The sequence below is a fragment of the Budvicia aquatica DSM 5075 = ATCC 35567 genome (assembly GCF_000427805.1).
Classification (GTDB): Bacteria; Pseudomonadota; Gammaproteobacteria; order Enterobacterales; family Enterobacteriaceae; genus Budvicia; species Budvicia aquatica.
On record NZ_ATYS01000020.1, the window covers coordinates 56,039 to 73,077 of the forward strand.

Annotated in this window: 13 protein-coding genes; 11 read left to right on the plus strand and 2 right to left on the minus strand. The window is 45.7% G+C overall.

The genetic code is table 11. The annotated features are described in order from the left end of the window. Nucleotides 1-24 precede the first annotated feature (24 nt). A complete protein-coding gene (gene glnD / locus YWE_RS0110140) occupies nt 25-2,706 on the minus strand; it encodes a bifunctional uridylyltransferase/uridylyl-removing protein GlnD (RefSeq protein ID WP_029094424.1) in 2,682 nt (893 codons plus the stop codon). 161 nt (nt 2,707-2,867) lie between these two features. Next, on the minus strand, nt 2,868-3,662 hold the full coding sequence (gene map, locus YWE_RS0110145; RefSeq protein WP_029094425.1) for a type I methionyl aminopeptidase: 795 nt from the start codon (nt 3,660-3,662) through the stop codon (nt 2,868-2,870). 417 nt (nt 3,663-4,079) lie between these two features. Between map and YWE_RS0110150 the strand changes: the two genes are divergently transcribed. The 11 genes from YWE_RS0110150 (at nt 4,080) to bamA (ending at nt 17,016) form a co-directional block, all read left to right on the plus strand. Continuing rightward, nucleotides 4,080-5,003, plus strand: a complete 924-nt coding sequence (locus tag YWE_RS0110150) for an aspartate carbamoyltransferase catalytic subunit (protein ID WP_036015673.1) — start codon at nt 4,080-4,082, stop codon at nt 5,001-5,003. Further along, on the plus strand, nt 5,003-6,304 hold the full coding sequence (locus tag YWE_RS0110155; RefSeq protein ID WP_029094427.1) for a dihydroorotase: 1,302 nt from the start codon (nt 5,003-5,005) through the stop codon (nt 6,302-6,304). The genes YWE_RS0110150 and YWE_RS0110155 overlap by 1 nt, the downstream gene beginning before the upstream one ends. A gap of 335 nt (nt 6,305-6,639) precedes the next feature. Beyond that, complete coding sequence (rpsB, locus tag YWE_RS0110160; RefSeq protein ID WP_029094428.1) at nt 6,640-7,365, plus strand: 30S ribosomal protein S2; 726 nt, start codon at nt 6,640-6,642, stop codon at nt 7,363-7,365. Nucleotides 7,366-7,482: 117 nt separating this feature from the next. Continuing rightward, nucleotides 7,483-8,337 carry a translation elongation factor Ts gene (gene tsf / locus YWE_RS0110165; RefSeq protein WP_029094429.1) on the plus strand — a complete coding sequence of 285 codons (855 nt, stop codon included), beginning with the start codon at nt 7,483-7,485 and terminating at the stop codon, nt 8,335-8,337. A gap of 96 nt (nt 8,338-8,433) precedes the next feature. Further along, on the plus strand, nt 8,434-9,168 hold the full coding sequence (gene pyrH, locus YWE_RS0110170) for a UMP kinase (RefSeq protein WP_029094430.1): 735 nt from the start codon (nt 8,434-8,436) through the stop codon (nt 9,166-9,168). A 131-nt stretch (nt 9,169-9,299) separates the two neighbouring features. Further along, nucleotides 9,300-9,857 carry a ribosome recycling factor gene (frr, locus tag YWE_RS0110175; RefSeq protein ID WP_029094431.1) on the plus strand — a complete coding sequence of 186 codons (558 nt, stop codon included), beginning with the start codon at nt 9,300-9,302 and terminating at the stop codon, nt 9,855-9,857. Between the two features lie 367 nt (nt 9,858-10,224). Continuing rightward, the gene (gene ispC / locus YWE_RS0110180) at nt 10,225-11,421 is read left to right on the plus strand and encodes a 1-deoxy-D-xylulose-5-phosphate reductoisomerase (protein WP_029094432.1); all 1,197 of its coding nucleotides are present in this window, start codon (nt 10,225-10,227) and stop codon (nt 11,419-11,421) included. A gap of 185 nt (nt 11,422-11,606) precedes the next feature. Further along, nucleotides 11,607-12,365: a (2E,6E)-farnesyl-diphosphate-specific ditrans,polycis-undecaprenyl-diphosphate synthase gene (ispU, locus tag YWE_RS0110185; RefSeq protein WP_029094433.1), complete on the plus strand. Its 759-nt coding sequence runs from the start codon at nt 11,607-11,609 to the stop codon at nt 12,363-12,365. Nucleotides 12,366-12,374: 9 nt separating this feature from the next. After that, nucleotides 12,375-13,232 (plus strand): phosphatidate cytidylyltransferase, encoded by an 858-nt coding sequence (cdsA, locus tag YWE_RS0110190; protein WP_029094434.1) that lies wholly within the window; start codon nt 12,375-12,377, stop codon nt 13,230-13,232. Nucleotides 13,233-13,251: 19 nt separating this feature from the next. Further along, nucleotides 13,252-14,610: a sigma E protease regulator RseP gene (gene rseP / locus YWE_RS0110195; RefSeq protein WP_029094435.1), complete on the plus strand. Its 1,359-nt coding sequence runs from the start codon at nt 13,252-13,254 to the stop codon at nt 14,608-14,610. 30 nt (nt 14,611-14,640) lie between these two features. Beyond that, complete coding sequence (gene bamA / locus YWE_RS0110200) at nt 14,641-17,016, plus strand: outer membrane protein assembly factor BamA (RefSeq protein WP_029094436.1); 2,376 nt, start codon at nt 14,641-14,643, stop codon at nt 17,014-17,016. The last annotated feature ends 23 nt before the right edge of the window (nt 17,017-17,039 follow it).

Sequence of the window (17,039 nt, forward strand, 5' to 3'; positions counted from 1 at the left end):
TGATTTGGTATTAAGGGAATATTGCTACTTTGTATTAGCGCCATATTTATCCTTTGGATTAAGGGTTTCTGTCAACCTTTGTTTCAATTCTTCACATATTTCAGAAGATAGTGCCACGCGATCGCTATTAGTGAGAATGAATAAATCTTCTACCCGCTCGCCAATGGTTGAGATTCGGGCGCTGTGAAGCGATAAACCAAGGTCGGCAAACACTTCTCCGACGCGGGCTAATAGCCCCGGTTGATCCAATGCCACCAGTTCCATGTAGGTTCGCCGTTCACTATGCCCTGATAAGAAGTTCACATGGGTCGGTACGTTAAAGTGACGCAGTTTCGATGAGGCGACCCTCGGACGCGGACGTTCATAAACCGGTTGAGTTAATGCCCGTTCAATGCCCTCTTTAATCGCCGGATGGCGGTCTGGTGTTAATGGTTTTCCGTTAGGATCCAGGACGATAAAGCTATCCATTGCCATATCGTCACGATTAGTGAAAATTTGAGCATCATGAACGCTGAGATTACGCCGATCTAACTCACCGACCGTGGCCGCAAACAGATAGGGGCGGTCCTGGCTGTAGATAAAAATCTCCGTTCCTCCCCGGTTGGGTAGGGCACTGATTAATACCAGCGGCTGACCTTTGGGATGATTAACCAAATGACGTGCATGCCAGGCCAGTTGATTCGGGGTATGGCGTAAGAAATAGTCTGCCCGGCAGCGGCTCCATATTGCGTGCAATGCTTCTTCGTTAATATTTTCTCTGCGCAGTAATGCCAGTGCCTGAGCCCGGTGATGGCGAACTCGTTCCCTGAGATCCGGGCGGTACTGCATTCCCCGGCGTAACTGTTTCTCCGTAGCAAAGTAGAGTTCACGCAGCAGGCTCTGTTTCCAACTGTTCCATAACGGTTCGTTGGTGGCACAGATATCAGCCACGGTCAGGCAGATTAAATAGTGTAATCGGGTTTCCGTCTGAACTTCGCTGGCGAACTGTTGAATAACTTGAGGGTCCTGAATATCTCTGCGCTGGGCTGTAACTGACATTAATAAATGCTGCCTGACCAACCAGCTTACTAACTCGGCTTCATTTGAATTCAGTTCATGTAATTCGGCGAATGTCTTGGCGTCTTCAGCTCCCAGCGTTGAATGATCGCCACCGCGGCCTTTGGCTATATCGTGAAATAGCGCCGCCATTAACAGAAGAGATTGCTTTTGCAGGCGAGGATAGAGTTCGACACAAAGCGGGTGAGATTGCCGGGTTGCTTCATCGGCAAAGCTCTCTAATTTCATCAGTACCCGGATAGTATGTTCATCCACGGTATACACATGGAACAGGTCAAACTGCATCTGGCCGACAATATTGCCCCATTGAGGCATATAGGCGGCTAATACACTATGACGATGCATCGGAACAATGGCTCGCTTAACCGCGCCCGGGTGTCTGAGAATAGCCATAAACAGATCTCGGGCTTTGGGCAGATCACATAGCGGCTGGGTTAAGTGACGGCGGGCATAGCGCAGGTGGCGCAGGGTTGTTGAATAAATGCCTTTGATTTCAGGATGAATGACCAGACGATAGAACAGGCCTATTATCGTTTCAGGCTGTTCAATAAACAAATTAGGATCGCGTAAATCAATAAGCTGGCCGCGAAGTTGAAAACGCTCATCAAGGACCTGAGGCTTATCAGAATGATCCAGCGCCAGAATAGCCTCATCGAACAGTTGGAGTAGCATATGGTTGAGTTCACTCACCCGGCGAGTCACCCGATAATAATCCTTCATCATGCGTTCTACCGGATGATTACCTTCCCCCTGATAGCCTAATAGTTCTGCTACGTTGAGTTGGCGATCGAATAATAGTCGATTGTCATAACGGCTTAATATCAGGTGAAGAGCAAAGCGGATACGCCACAAAAAGTCCTGGCACTCTTCCAGTTCGGCACACTCTGCTGAGGTCAGGAAGCCAAAACTGGCCATCTCTTTGAGCGAAGTAGAGCCAAAGTGGCGACGAGCAACCCAAAGTAAAGTATGAATATCTCTCAAACCGCCCGGGCTGGCTTTTATATCAGGTTCCAGATTGTAACTGGTCGCGTGATAACGCTGGTGGCGCTCTTCCTGCTCCTGGCATTTTGCATGGAAGAAAATATCTGATGGCCATATGTCCTGACTAAATATATGTTTTTGCAACGCGAGAAATAGCGCGACATCTCCACAAATCAGGCGGGATTCTATTAAGTTAGTCGCAACCGTCAAATCGGCAACCGCTTCTTCCAGACATTGCTCCAGCGTTCTTACGCTGTGCCCGACCTCAAGCTTGAGATCCCAAAGCAGGGTAATGATTTTGCTGACGCTTTCAGCCTGTGGTTCTGTCAGCGGTTGCTGACTAAGGACGAGAATATCAATATCAGATAACGGGTGGAGCTCTGCCCGGCCATAGCCGCCAACGGCGATCAAGGATAATCCGCTACTGTTGGCCAGGCCTTTGGGCGTGGGCTTAATAAAGCCATGAAATAGCCAAAGTCGCTGAAGCAAGTGGTCTATATAGTCAGAACGAGCCTGAATCAGTTCACTTACCTCAGCGCCCGCTTCGAAAGCCAGTTTGAGCCACTGCTGAAAATCATCCAGTGCCTGCTTTAGCTGAGGCAAATTAAGTTCGCTGTTACTAAAACAAGAGGGGTCGCAGGGTTTTCTCGGCAGAATAAGTTCAGACATAGTGACGGTTGCCTTTTAGCTTTGATAAGTGGGCACTGTTTAAGCTACCGTTAAATCAGCTAATTCGCCAGACCAAAACCGATCAGAAGAGAAATTAAAATGAGTAGAAATAAAAATGGCTAACCGAATTCGGTTAGCCATTTTTGTCTGGGGGTTATCAATTACATGTCGTGAGTAATAATCGCGTCAATAGTGTCGTCTTTGCGCAGAGTCAGGATCTCACATCCATTGTCGGTGACAACGATAGTATGTTCGTACTGGGCAGACAGGCTGCGGTCTTTAGTTTTTACCGTCCAGCCGTCTTTCATGGTGCGAATACGGTAATCACCAGCGTTGACCATCGGCTCTACGGTGAAAGTCATCCCTTTTTGGAGAACAACACCGCCATCATCAGCATCATAATGTAATACTTGAGGTTCTTCATGAAAGCCTTCACCAATGCCATGACCGCAATATTCACGGACAACCGAGAAGCCTTGGGCTTCAACATATTGTTGAATAGCCTTACCCAGAGTACGCAAACGAATTCCCGGCTTAATCATTTTTAGCGATAAGTAGAGGCTTTCCTGAGTAACGTGACACAGGCGCTCACCAAGAATTGTTGGCTTACCTACGATAAACATTTTAGAGGTATCACCGTGGAACCCGTCTTTAATCACGGTAACGTCAATATTAACGATATCGCCGTCTTTCAGCTTTTTATCATCGCTCGGAATACCGTGGCAGATGACTTCATTAACCGAAATACACACTGATTTAGGGAAGCCATGGTAGCCGAGGCAGGCTGAAATCGCATGCTGAACGTTAGTGATATGGTCGTGACAAAGACGGTCTAATTCACCGGTAGTTACGCCGGGTTTGACATGAGGCTCGATCATTTCCAGTACTTCAGCAGCCAGACGGCCGGCAACGCGCATTTTTTCAATATCTTCGGGAGTTTTGATTGATATAGCCATAACAAGAGTGTCCATTAATGATTGGAAGTCAGCGCAAAAGTACGAAATATAAAGCGACCGGGCTGAGCTAACTGACAATGATAATCAATTTATAATGCAAATATGGTATCAGTCCTGCAAAAGAGTGCCAAATTTATCATGCAGATTGTATTTAGGGTCTCAGCTTAACTTTCTGCCGGCTGCCATAGGTTAAAAATATTTATTGACTGGTATATAAAATCTGATATCTTAAGCCGGTTTGCACACAGTCTTTTAAAAGTAAGGCGTTTCTGATAATCCTTAGTACAAAATAGGTTAAAAGGATGAAAGTTCACATAGTCAGCAAGGTTGATATCAACCCCTAATCATAAGACCCACAGGTTTTTTGATTAGGGGTTTTTTTTAGGTCTAAATTTCAACTTGGGAGCAAAAAATATAATGCGAGGCCAGCATATTTTAGGGTTGGAACACATGGTGCCCGCCGACATCGAACGCGTATTGAACACCGCAGCAGAAATGAAAAAGGTGACTAAGCAAGACATAAAAAAATTGTCTACGCTGCGTGGAAAAGCAATCGTTAACGTCTTCTTTGAGAACAGTACCAGAACGCGTTCATCATTTGAGCTGGCAGGGAAATATTTAGGTGCAGACGTCATTAATATTGCGGCGTCTTCATCCAGCGTAGCCAAGGGTGAAAGCCTGAGAGATACGTTACTCACCGTTCAAGCTATGGGGGTCGATGCGATAGTGATGCGCCATAGCGCGGAGGGGGCTGCTCAGTATGCGACTCGCTATGTGAAAGCCGTTGTGATTAATGCGGGCGATGGCGCTCATGAACATCCAACTCAAGGGTTACTGGATTTATTAACCATACGTCAGCATCACGGCGAAATAGCCGGAAAAAAAGTCGCCATCGTAGGTGACATTCTTCATAGCCGGGTGGCTCGCTCTAATATTTGGGGTCTGTTAAAAATGGGGGCCGAAGTTCATCTTGGAGGGCCAAAAACGCTGATACCTAAAGAGATGTTGGATCTTGGCGTCACTATTCATCATCGGGTTGAAGATGCCATTGCTGATGCCGATGTGGTTAACGTGTTACGAATTCAGCTAGAACGCCAGAAGAAAGGGCTGTTTCCTACACCGCGTGAATATGCACGCATTTTTGGTATTAACGATGAACGCTTAAAGCTGGCCAAGAAAAATGTATTGGTCATGCATCCGGGTCCGATGAATCGCGGATTAGAAATTTCGCCTGACGTGGCCTATGGACACTATTCAGGCATTGAAGAACAAGTGAATAACGGCGTAGCAGTTCGTATGGCTCTTTTAACTTTAACTTTAGCTGACGGGGAACAAGCATAATGGCACAGTGGTTAATTCAGAATGGGCACCTTATCGATCCTGCTAACGGTTTAGATGACGTAATGGATATCCGGGTAGTTGACGGCAAAGTGGTTAACGTCGCTAAATCACTTAAGGCAGAAGACGCTGATGAAATCGTTGATGCAAATGGCTTAATTGTGAGTCCCGGATTTATTGATATTCACTGCCACTTACGTGAACCGGGGCAAGAAGCTAAAGAAGATTTGTTTACCGGTACTGCATCAGCAGCGGCCGGCGGTTTCACGACCATTCTGACGATGGCCAACACGCGCCCGGTCATTGATCAGGCGATTATCGTTGCCGGTATGAAGCATAAAATACAAACGGATTCGGTTGTGCGGGTTGAGATTACCGGGGCTGTCACTAAAGGCTTGGAAGGCAAAGAGCTGGCGGAAATTGGTGATATGGCTCAGGCCGGTATTCGTGCGATTTCTGACGATGGTAATTATGTTAGCGATGGCCGACTGATGCGTGCTGCTCTGGAATATGCCAGCATGTTCGACATCCCCGTGATTTCCCACTCAGAAGACTGTTGCTTAGTCGCAGACGGCGTTATGCATGAAGGATGTGTCTCGGCCAAATTAGGCTTACGCGGGCGCCCGGCTGAGGCAGAAAATATTGCGGTGGCTCGTGAACTGATGCTGGCAGAAATGACCGGTGCCCATATTCATATCGCTCATGTCAGCAGCAAAGGTGCAGTGGAACTGATTCGTGCCGCTAAAGCTAAAGGAATTAAAGTCACCGCGGAAGTGACACCTCATCATCTCTGTCTGGTAGACAAAACCATCGAATCCTTTGATTCTGCTTTTAAAGTGAATCCTCCTTTACGTACAAACGAACACATTGTTGCGTTATTAGAAGGTTTAAAAGACGGTACTTTAGACGCGATTGCCACTGACCATGCTCCCCATGCATACGAAGAAAAAGACTGTGAGTTTAATGAGGCCCCTTGTGGATTCGCCGGTTTTGAAACGGCTTTTAGCGTGTTACATAGCCGATTTGTTCAAAGCGGTGAGTGGAGCCTGCAAGAACTGATTCAAAAAATGACCGCCGGCCCGGCAGCAGCATTTAACTGGCAGGATCGCGGGCATTTGAGCGAAGGGGGATTGGCTGATTTAGTACTGATTGATCCGAAAAAAGAGTGGATTGTTGACCCAAGCACAATGTTAACTCGCGGCAAATCATGTCCGTTCACTGGAATGGAGATGGTTGGGCAAGTGGTTCGAACTATGGTTAACGGTAAATGGGTTTATCAGAACGGAAAAATTTTTCGCGACTGAGCTTGAGGCAATTTAACCTTAAGTGATTTAGTCTGAATAAGTTCTCCTACGCCATCGGGCCAATTAGCGCTTGATGGCGTATATTTTTTTACGTTTAAATTCGAGTATTAGTGGCGTTTACCCCTGTTTCTATGGTATAAAGCGCGCCGACAATCCGCTATCTAAAGCTTAAGTCTTTAAGGGTTAGAAGCATTAAGATTGTCCTAACATTAATCAACGTTATAACACACACGTATCGACACATACGGCGGGGTGCCCTGATGTCTTAGCACTTAGGGGTCGGCGTTATGGGATACGTGGAGGCATAACCCCGAACTTTACTCATAGAGGTAATAATGGCAACTGTTTCAATGCGCGATATGCTTAAGGCTGGCGTACACTTTGGTCACCAGACCCGTTACTGGAACCCGAAAATGAAACCTTTCATCTTCGGCGCTCGTAACAAAGTTCACATCATCAACCTTGAGAAAACTGTACCTATGTTCAACGAAGCATTAGCTGAGTTGGGTAAGATCGCGTCTCATAAAGGCAAAATCTTATTTGTTGGTACTAAGCGCGCAGCATGCGAGCCAGTGAAAGAAGCTGCAAAGGGCTGTAATCAATTCTACGTAAATCACCGTTGGTTAGGTGGTATGTTGACTAACTGGAAAACAGTTCGCCAGTCAATCAAGCGTTTAAAAGAATTAGAAATCCAGGCTCAAGATGGTACTTTCGAAAAGCTGACCAAGAAAGAAGCGCTGATGCGTACTCGTGAAATGGCTAAGCTTGAGAATAGCCTGGGTGGTATCAAAGACATGGGCGGCTTGCCTGACGCGTTATTTGTCATCGACGCAGATCACGAGCACATCGCTATTAAAGAAGCAAACAACTTGGGTATCCCTGTATTTGCTATCGTTGATACTAACTCTGATCCGGACGGTGTTAACTACGTTATCCCAGGTAACGATGATGCTATCCGTGCAATTCAACTGTACCTTGGTGCTGTTGCTGCAACTGTTCACGAAGGTCGTGCAGACCAAGGTGTTCAGGCTGTAGAAGAAAGCTTCATCGAAGCAGAGTAATAAGGTGTGCTCCATTGAGAGCCCTTATTAACCAGGTATTAGATATGTTGGTTAGGGGGCCTTTACAGGCTCCCTTTTTGCTTATATCCAACGAAATATAACCCGAGGATAAAGAGAATGGCTGTGATTACCGCTGCTCTGGTAAAAGAACTTCGCGAGCGTACTGCCGCTGGCATGATGGAATGTAAAAAAGCGCTGGTTGAGGCTGATGGCGACATCGAATTAGCGATCGACAATATGCGTAAATCTGGTCAGGCAAAAGCCGCTAAGAAAGCAGGCCGTGTTGCTGCTGAAGGCGTTATCCTGACTAAGATTGCTGCTGACGGTAAGTTCGGCATCATCATGGAAGTTAACTGTGAAACTGACTTCGTTGCTAAAGATGCTGGCTTCCTGGCATTTGCTAACGTTGCTGCAGAAGCTGCATTGGCTGACCGCACTAGCGACATCGAAGCTTTACAGGCTAAATTTGAAGAACAACGTACTACTCTGGTAGCTAAAATCGGCGAGAATATCAATATTCGTCGTGTTGCTACCGTAGAAGGCGAGAAGTTAGGCGCTTATATGCACGGTGCTCGCATTGGTGTTCTGGTTGCTGCAACCGGCGCTGCTGATGATGAACTGGTTAAGCATATTGCTATGCACATCGCTGCAAGCAAGCCTGACTTTATCAACCCAGGCGACGTTCCTGCGGAAGTCGTTGCTCGTGAGCATCAAATCCAGATCGATATTGCTATGCAATCTGGTAAGCCACGTGAAATTGCTGAGAAGATGGTTGAAGGCCGTATGCGTAAGTTCACCGGTGAGATCTCTCTGACTGGTCAGGCTTTCGTTATGGACCCAAGCAAAACTGTTGATGCCCTGCTGAAAGAACACAAAGCTGGCGTTGCAGAATTCATCCGCTTCGAAGTTGGTGAAGGTATTGAGAAAGTTGAAGTAGATTTCGCGGCTGAAGTTGCTGCAATGTCTAAATAAGCTTAGCTTAATATGTGAAGGCGGATCGATCTTAACATCGGTCCGTTTTTTTAAACTAAACCCCCCTTTATTGACTGCCCATTAGGAAACAATACCATGGCAACCAACGCAAAACCCGTATACCAAAGAATTCTGCTTAAATTGAGTGGCGAAGCCTTACAAGGCTCCGAAGGTTTTGGCATCGATGCGAGTGTATTAGACCGCATGGCGCAAGAAATTAAGGAATTGGTTGAGTTAGGAATTCAGGTCGGTGTGGTTATTGGCGGCGGCAATTTATTCCGGGGTGCTGGTCTGGCTAAAGCGGGTATGAACCGCGTAGTGGGCGACCACATGGGAATGTTGGCTACCGTAATGAACGGTTTGGCTATGCGTGATGCGCTACATCGTGCCTATGTGAACGCCCGTCTGATGTCAGCTATCCCACTGAATGGCGTATGTGATGATTATAGCTGGGCGGAAGCCATTAGCTTATTACGCCATGGGCGTGTTGTGATTTTTTCAGCAGGTACAGGAAATCCGTTCTTTACTACAGATTCTGCAGCCTGTTTGCGTGGTATTGAGATCGAAGCCGATGTGGTACTGAAAGCAACTAAAGTTGATGGCGTTTTCTCTGATGATCCGGTGAAGAACCCTGAAGCGACCCTGTATGAAACGTTAGACTACCAAGATGTATTAGAACGTGAACTAAAAGTGATGGATCTGGCGGCATTTACCCTGGCCCGAGACCATAACTTACCGATCCGTGTATTCAATATGAATAAGCCGGGAGCTTTGCGCCGCGTTGTTATGGGCGAGAACGAAGGGACCTTAATTTCCCGTCCGGCAGAATAATCGAGGCCTTATAGCCTGATAAAGGTTTATTGCGGGTAATTCTGCTGTCAGAATTTTCCTCAGGGCTAAATTTGACGGGTTATGCAATATGGCGTAGCCCTCCATATTACTTGTTTTTAAAGGTTAGCAACGTGATTAACGAAATCAGACAAGATGCTCAGGTACGCATGGAAAAATGCGTAGAGATGTTTAAAACACACATTAGTAAAATTCGGACAGGTCGTGCACATCCAAGCCTGCTTGAAGGTATTCAGGTTGAATATTATGGTTCAGCTACGCCTTTACGCCAGTTAGCCAGTATCGTTGCTGAAGACTCTCGTACTCTGGCGATTACCGTTTTTGACCGCAGCATTAGCCCGGCAGTTGAGAAGGCGATTATGTCTGCAGACTTAGGGTTAAATCCTTCATCTGCGGGGACTGTTATTCGTGTTCCGCTGCCAGCGCTGACTGAAGAACGTCGTAAAGACTTAATTAAAGTGGTGCGTGCAGAAGCTGAAAACGGCCGTATTTCAGTACGTAACGTTCGTCGTGATGCCAATGAAAAAGTTAAAGCTCTGCTGAAAGATAAAGAGATTAGCGAAGATGACGATCGTAAATCTCAGGAAGATATTCAGAAGCTGACCGATATGTTTATTAAAAAAGTAGACACGGCTTTAGCTGAGAAAGAAGCTGAACTGATGGATTTCTAATCCTGACTACTTTGTTCTAGTCATGCTGACCCGGGTAGGTAACTATTCCGGGTTTTTTACTATATATACCCGCCATCTTTCAAGTTGTAGGGGGGATGGCTGCGTTCATTGGCCCGAATCACGTCCCTGAGTAAGCTCATCGGTATGCACTCACTTGCCGCCTATCTGCAACTCGAATGATTTTGGGTATAGAAGCTAATGTTTTATAGAAAAGATAGGTTCCAGAAAGCTAAGTCAGTTGAGTGATTCAGGGTAGGGGAGTTATTTTTCTGTTGTGAAAAGAGTAATATGGACAAAATTTTTCTGACCACAATGATTTTCGGTCAGAATATCAATGAATTTCTCAGTATTCGCAAAGATTAACCTAATGAAAAAAATAACAATTCTTGGTTCAACTGGTTCGATTGGCCACAGCACATTAGCCGTAGTTCGGGAAAATCCTGAACTATTTAGCGTCTATGCTCTGGTTGCTGGCTGCAATGTGGCAATTATGGCGCAACAGTGCCGAGAGTTCAGGCCACTGTTTGTCTCTATGGCCGATGAAGCATCGGCCAACTCTCTGCGACAAATTTTGCAGTCAGAAGGCGTGCCGACAGAAGTATTCTGTGGTGTACAGGCTGCCTGTGATTTGGCCGCTGCACCAGAAGTTGATCAGGTTATGGCTGCTATTGTCGGCGCTGTAGGGCTATCTCCTACGCTTGCCGCTATTCGTGCCGGTAAACAGGTATTGTTAGCAAATAAAGAGTCTCTGGTCACCTGTGGCAAGTTATTTATGGATGCGGTTAAGCAGAGTGGTACACAGCTGCTGCCGATTGATAGCGAACACAATGCGATTTACCAGAGTATGCCGGAGTCTGTGCAGCGCCAACTGGGATACGCATCATTAGAAGATAATGGTATTTCCCGAATAATATTGACGGGTTCAGGCGGTCCTTTCCGTACGACTGAGGTGGAACAATTAAAGACGGTGACGCCCGATCAGGCCTGTGCTCATCCAAACTGGTCAATGGGGCGTAAAATCTCCGTTGATTCAGCAACCATGATGAATAAAGGGCTTGAATATATTGAAGCCCGTTGGTTATTTAATGCTTCGCCACAGCAGATGGAAGTTTTAATACATCCCCAGTCAATGATCCACTCTATGGTGCGTTATCATGATGGGAGCGTGATTGCACAGTTGGGTTCTCCAGATATGAGAACGCCAATTGCTCAGGCAATGGCATATCCGTACCGGGTTAAATCAGGCGCTGAGCATTTAGATTTTTGCCGTATCGGAGCGCTAACTTTCGAACAGCCTGATTTTGAGCGTTATCCTTGCCTGAAGCTTGCCATAGCCGCAAGTGATGCCGGACAAGCCGCCACAACGGCGTTAAATGCGGCAAATGAGGTTAACGTGGAAGCATTCCTGCAAAATAAAATAGGCTTTATGGATATAGCAGTATTAAATAGCCGTGTAATGGACAAATTAGTTCATACTGAACCTCAGTGCATTGATGAAGTCTTAATAATAGATGCATGGGCCAGATCCCATGCTGAACAACTTATCGCCACTCAGAAACAATAATTATGGCAAATTTGTTACAGTACCGGCTAAATGATATAGTTTGCGCGATTAAGCCGTCTGGTCGATGGATATTGGCGGTAGACAGCGTATTAACGAGCTGATTTGAGTAGGCCGTGCGAGTTCACGGCTTTTTTACGCGAGAAAAACAGCGGTTTTTATTTATAGCTGAGGAATCTTAATAGGTTATGTCGCCAGCGAAACAGCAAGTGAATAACATCAAAACGTCAATACCGCGCCATGTGGCTATCATTATGGATGGCAATGGTCGCTGGGCTAAACAGTTAGGCAAATTAAGGATTTTTGGACACCAGGAAGGTGCAAAAGCTGTTCGACGTGCTGTTAGTTTTGCCATCAACAATGGTATCGAAGCGCTAACACTTTATGCCTTCAGCAGTGAAAACTGGAATCGACCCGCTCAGGAAGTATCTGCTTTGATGGATCTTTTTATCAGAGCGTTAGATAAAGAAGCAAAAAGTTTGCACAAACATAACGTACGCTTAAAGATTATTGGTAATACTCAACGCTTTAGTGAAAAATTACAGGCCAGAATTAACCGAGCGGAAGTGTTAACCGAGAAAAATACAGGCCTTACGTTAAATATTGCTGCAAATTATGGCGGTCGTTGGGATATTATTCAGGCCGTTCAGCAGGTCGCTCAGCAGGTAAAAGACGGTGTGATAACGTCTGAGATGATAGATGAGCAGAGGTTAGGGCAATATATTAACCTTTGTGATTTAGCCCCGGTAGATTTAGTGATCAGGACGGGCGGTGAACACCGCATTAGTAATTTTCTGCTGTGGCAAATTGCCTACGCAGAACTCTATTTTACTGAGGTTCTTTGGCCTGATTTCGATGAACTTGTTTTTGAAGGTGCGCTCAATGCATTTGCACAACGCGAACGCCGTTTTGGTGGGACTGAACCCGCGAGTATTAAAGAACTTTAGGAGGCTCTCGTGTTGAAGTCACGCATCATTACTGCTCTGATTCTTATACCTATTGTTATAGCTGCGTTGTTTATGCTGCCACCTCTGCCTTTCGCAATTATGATTATTGCGGTAAGCATGCTGGCTGCGTGGGAATGGGGGCAATTTGCCGGTCTTAGTACTCCAACTCAACGTGTTGTTCTGGCTATTCTCTGCGGTGTCGGTTTGGCGGCCTTATACTGGCCCACTTATCAATCCTCTTTACCTTTACTTGCCCACCCGGTGGTGGAAGGCTTTTTATTAGCCTCTTTGGGCTGGTGGGGACTTGCACTTATCATGGTGCTGTTTTATCCAAAATCGGCACAGATATGGAATAAATCTTATATCCTGCGTCTATTATTCGGCATTTTGACTATTGTTCCGTTTTTTTGGGGAATGATTACTCTGCGCCAATATGGTTTTGAACAAAATAGCTATACTGGAGCCTGGTGGCTGCTTTATGTGATGTTTTTAGTTTGGGGTGCCGATTCTGGTGCCTATGCCTTTGGTAAAATGTTCGGTAAGCATAAGCTGGCACCGAAGGTTTCTCCGGGGAAAACGCTTGAAGGCCTGGTCGGTGGATTAGTGACCTCTGCATTATTAGCCTGGCTATTTAGCCTGTATGCGCCACTGAATATTTCTTTGAATACCTTGCTGATCTGCTCTGTGATTGCGGTTATTGCTTCAGTACTGGGTGATTTAACCGAGAGTATGTTCAAACGCGAAGCCGGTATTAAAGATAGTGGTAATCTGATTCCCGGTCATGGTGGTATCCTTGACCGAATTGACAGCTTAACGGCCGCTGTTCCCGTGTTTGCCTGTTTGATTCTTCTCGTTTTTAAAGGTTAGTCCGGAACATCTATAGCCTATGAATATATTTGGAACTGTAGCAGCGTTTATTGTTGCCCTTGGGATTTTAGTCACCGTACATGAGTTCGGCCATTTTTGGGTCGCCCGTCGCTGTGGCGTTAAGGTTATTCGTTTTTCCATTGGTTTTGGCAAGGCGCTGTGGCGGCGTACCGATAAAAAAGGTACTGAATATGTTATCGCGATGATTCCGCTAGGCGGTTATGTAAAAATGCTGGATGAGCGCGTTGAGGAAGTGAACCCTCAAGAAAGCCATCAAGCGTTTAATAATAAAACGGTATGTCAGCGCGCTGCTATTATTGCTGCAGGGCCAATCGCTAACTTTATTTTTGCTATATTTGCCTATTGGTTGGTTTTTCTCATTGGTGTTCCTAGCCTGCGGCCAGTGGTCGGAGAGGTTGAGCCGCAGTCGATTGCAGCACAGGCCAATATTTCATCGGGAATGGAACTAAAATCAATTGCCGGTATCGAAACGCCTGATTGGGATTCTGTTCGTTTAGCGATGGTAGGGCAGATCGGTGAGAAGGAAATGGAGGTTACCGTTGCTCCATTTGGTTCTTCAGTTGTTCAAACTAAAATACTTAATCTGACTAACTGGTCCTTTGAGCCGGATAAACAAGATCCTATAAGATCGTTAGGTTTTATTCCTAAGCTGCCACAGATTGAGCCTATACTTGAAGTGGTTCAAAAAGGTTCTGCTGCAGAAAAAGCGGGCTTACAGGCTCAGGACCGATTAATTAGCGTTAACGGAAAAGACTATCAACAATGGGCCGATCTTGTTCGTCTAATTAATGATAGCCCGGGTAAGCAAATAGAATTAGTCATAGAGAGAAATGGAATTACCCACTCTTTGATTATGACGCCCGATGTGAAAGTGTTGAATGATGGAACACAAAAAGGTTTTGCTGGAATATCTCCAAAGGTCATTCCGCTATCTGACGAGTATAAAATAGATCGTCAGTATGGTGTGTTTCAGTCGATATATCAGGCAACTGATAAAACATGGCAATTGACTAAATTAACAGTCAAAATGCTAGGCAAATTGGTAACGGGTGACGTTAAGTTAAATAACCTGAGTGGCCCGATATCAATCGCGCAAGGCGCTGGTGTTTCTGCTGGTTATGGGTTGGTTTATTACTTAATGTTTTTAGCGCTAATTAGCGTTAACTTAGGCATAATCAATCTGTTCCCTCTTCCTGTATTAGACGGGGGGCATCTTGTGTTCTTGGCGATAGAAAAAATAACAGGTAAGCCGGTTTCTGAGAGAGTTCAAGACTACAGTTATCGCTTTGGGGCAATCTTATTGGTACTGTTGATGGGACTTGCACTTTTCAATGATTTCTCACGCTTTTACGGCTAGAGAATAGGTTAGGAAGAACAGATTACAACGATGGCGATGAAAAAGTTGCTTCTAGCGTCGCTGCTGTTTGGCAGCGCCACCGCATACGGTGCCGATGGATTTGTCGTAAAAGACATCCAATTCGAAGGATTACAGCGCGTTGCCACAGGGGCTGCATTATTGAATATGCCTGTCCGTGTTGGTGATACTATTGACGATGGTGACATCGGCAATACTATTCGCGCCTTATTCGCCTCTGGAAACTTTGAAGATGTAAGGGTTATGCGTGATGGAAATACCCTTATTGTTCAAGTGAAAGAGAGACCAACTATAGCAAGCGTCACCTTTTCCGGTAATAAAGCGGTTAAGGACGAGATGCTAAAACAGAACCTTGAGTCTTCAGGCGTTCGGGTAGGTGAAGCCCTTGATAGAACGACGTTAAGTTCTATGGAGAAAGGCTTAGAAGATTTTTACTATAGCGTTGGTAAATATAGCGCCTCAGTAAAAGCTGTTGTCACACCTCTCCCGCGTAATCGTGTTGACCTGAAATTAGTTTTCGCTGAAGGCGTTTCTGCCACTATTCAGCAAATTAATATCGTGGGTAACAATGCGTTTTCTACTGAAGAGTTAGTGAGCCGCTTCCAGTTACGTGATGATGTTCCTTGGTGGAACGTTATGGGCGATCGTAATTATCAAAAGCAGAAATTATCCGGAGACCTTGAGGCTCTGCGTAGTTTCTATTTGGATCGAGGCTATGCCCGATTCAATATTGATTCTACTAACGTGAGCCTGACGCCAGATAAGAAAAGCATCTATATCACGATCAACCTGACGGAAGGCCAGCAGTACAAGATTTCAGGCGTTGAGGTCAAAGGTAATTTAGCCGGCCGTGCTGCCGAGATTGAAGAACTGGCGAAAGTAACCCCGGGTGAGCTATATAGTGGCAGTAAGGTAACGCGTATTGAAGACAGCATTAAAAAGCTGTTAGGTAAATACGGCTATGCTTATCCGCGAGTGGCCACTCAGCCTGAAATTAACGATCAAGACCAGACCGTCAAGCTGCATATCAGCGTGGACTCAGGTAACCGTTACTACGTTCGTCGCATTCGATTTGAGGGTAATGATGTCAGTAAAGACTCAGTACTTCGTCGTGAAATGCGTCAGATGGAAGGTTCTTGGCTGGGCAATGATTTAGTTGAAAAAGGCAAAGAACGCCTTAGTCGTTTAGGCTATTTTGAAACGGTAGACGTTGAGACTGAACGCATTCCTGGCATGCCGGATCAGGTTGACGTTGTCTATAAAGTTAAAGAGCGTAATACCGGTACCTTTAACTTTGGTATCGGTTACGGTACCGAAAGTGGTGTCAGCTTCCAGGTCGGTCTGCAACAGGACAACTGGATGGGTACCGGTAAGAGCGTTGGCATCAGCGGTACTAAGAATGACTATCGTACCTATGTTGAACTCTCTATGACCGAACCATACTTCACCGTCGATGGTGTGAGTTTAAGCGGCCGAATTTTCTACGATAAGTTTAATGCTGATAATGCAGACCTGTCTGACTATAGTAAAAGCAGCTACGGTTTAGGTTCAACATTAGGCTTCCCAATCAACGAAAATAACTCGCTGCGGCTTGGTTTAGACTTTGTAAGCAACGACCTTTCTGATATGCGTCCGCAGGTTGCTATGTGGCGTTATCTTGAATCCGTTGGCGAAAGCCCGGGTAGTGCCAATCGTGGTGATTATAAAGCTAACGATTTCTTCCTGACCGGTGGCTGGAGCTATAATAGTCTGAATAGAGGTTACTTCCCTACCTCGGGTTCTCGTGCCGGCCTGAATGGTAAAGTGACAGTTCCTGGTTCAGATAACGAATATTATAAAATCACATTTGATAGTGCCAGCTATTACCCGATAAATACTGATGAAACTTGGGTATTGTTGGGGCGTGTTCGTGCAGGCTATGGCGATGGCTTAGGCGGTAAAGAGATGCCGTTCTATGACAACTTCTATGCCGGCGGCTCGGGTACAGTACGTGGTTTCCGTTCCAATAACATTGGACCTAAAGCGGTATACTTCTCTGATTGTGGTAATAATTCATGTAGTCCGTCGACAGATGCCGTCGGTGGTAATGCCATGGGCGTTGCCAGCGCAGAGTTGATTTTACCTACGCCATTTGTTGATGATAAGTACGCCAATTCTTTACGGACATCAGTGTTCTTTGATGCAGGTACCGTTTGGGATACGAACTGGCAGAATATTAATGGTGTGCCAGACTATGGTGATCCAAGCAATATTCGTACATCAGCCGGTGTTGCGTTGCAGTGGATGTCTCCGCTGGGGCCATTGGTATTCTCTTATGCTAACCCGTTAGAGAAGTATGAAGGTGATAAGTCAGAGCAGTTCCAGTTTAACATCGGTACAACCTGGTAACTGTTGTGAGTTAGTAGTGAAAA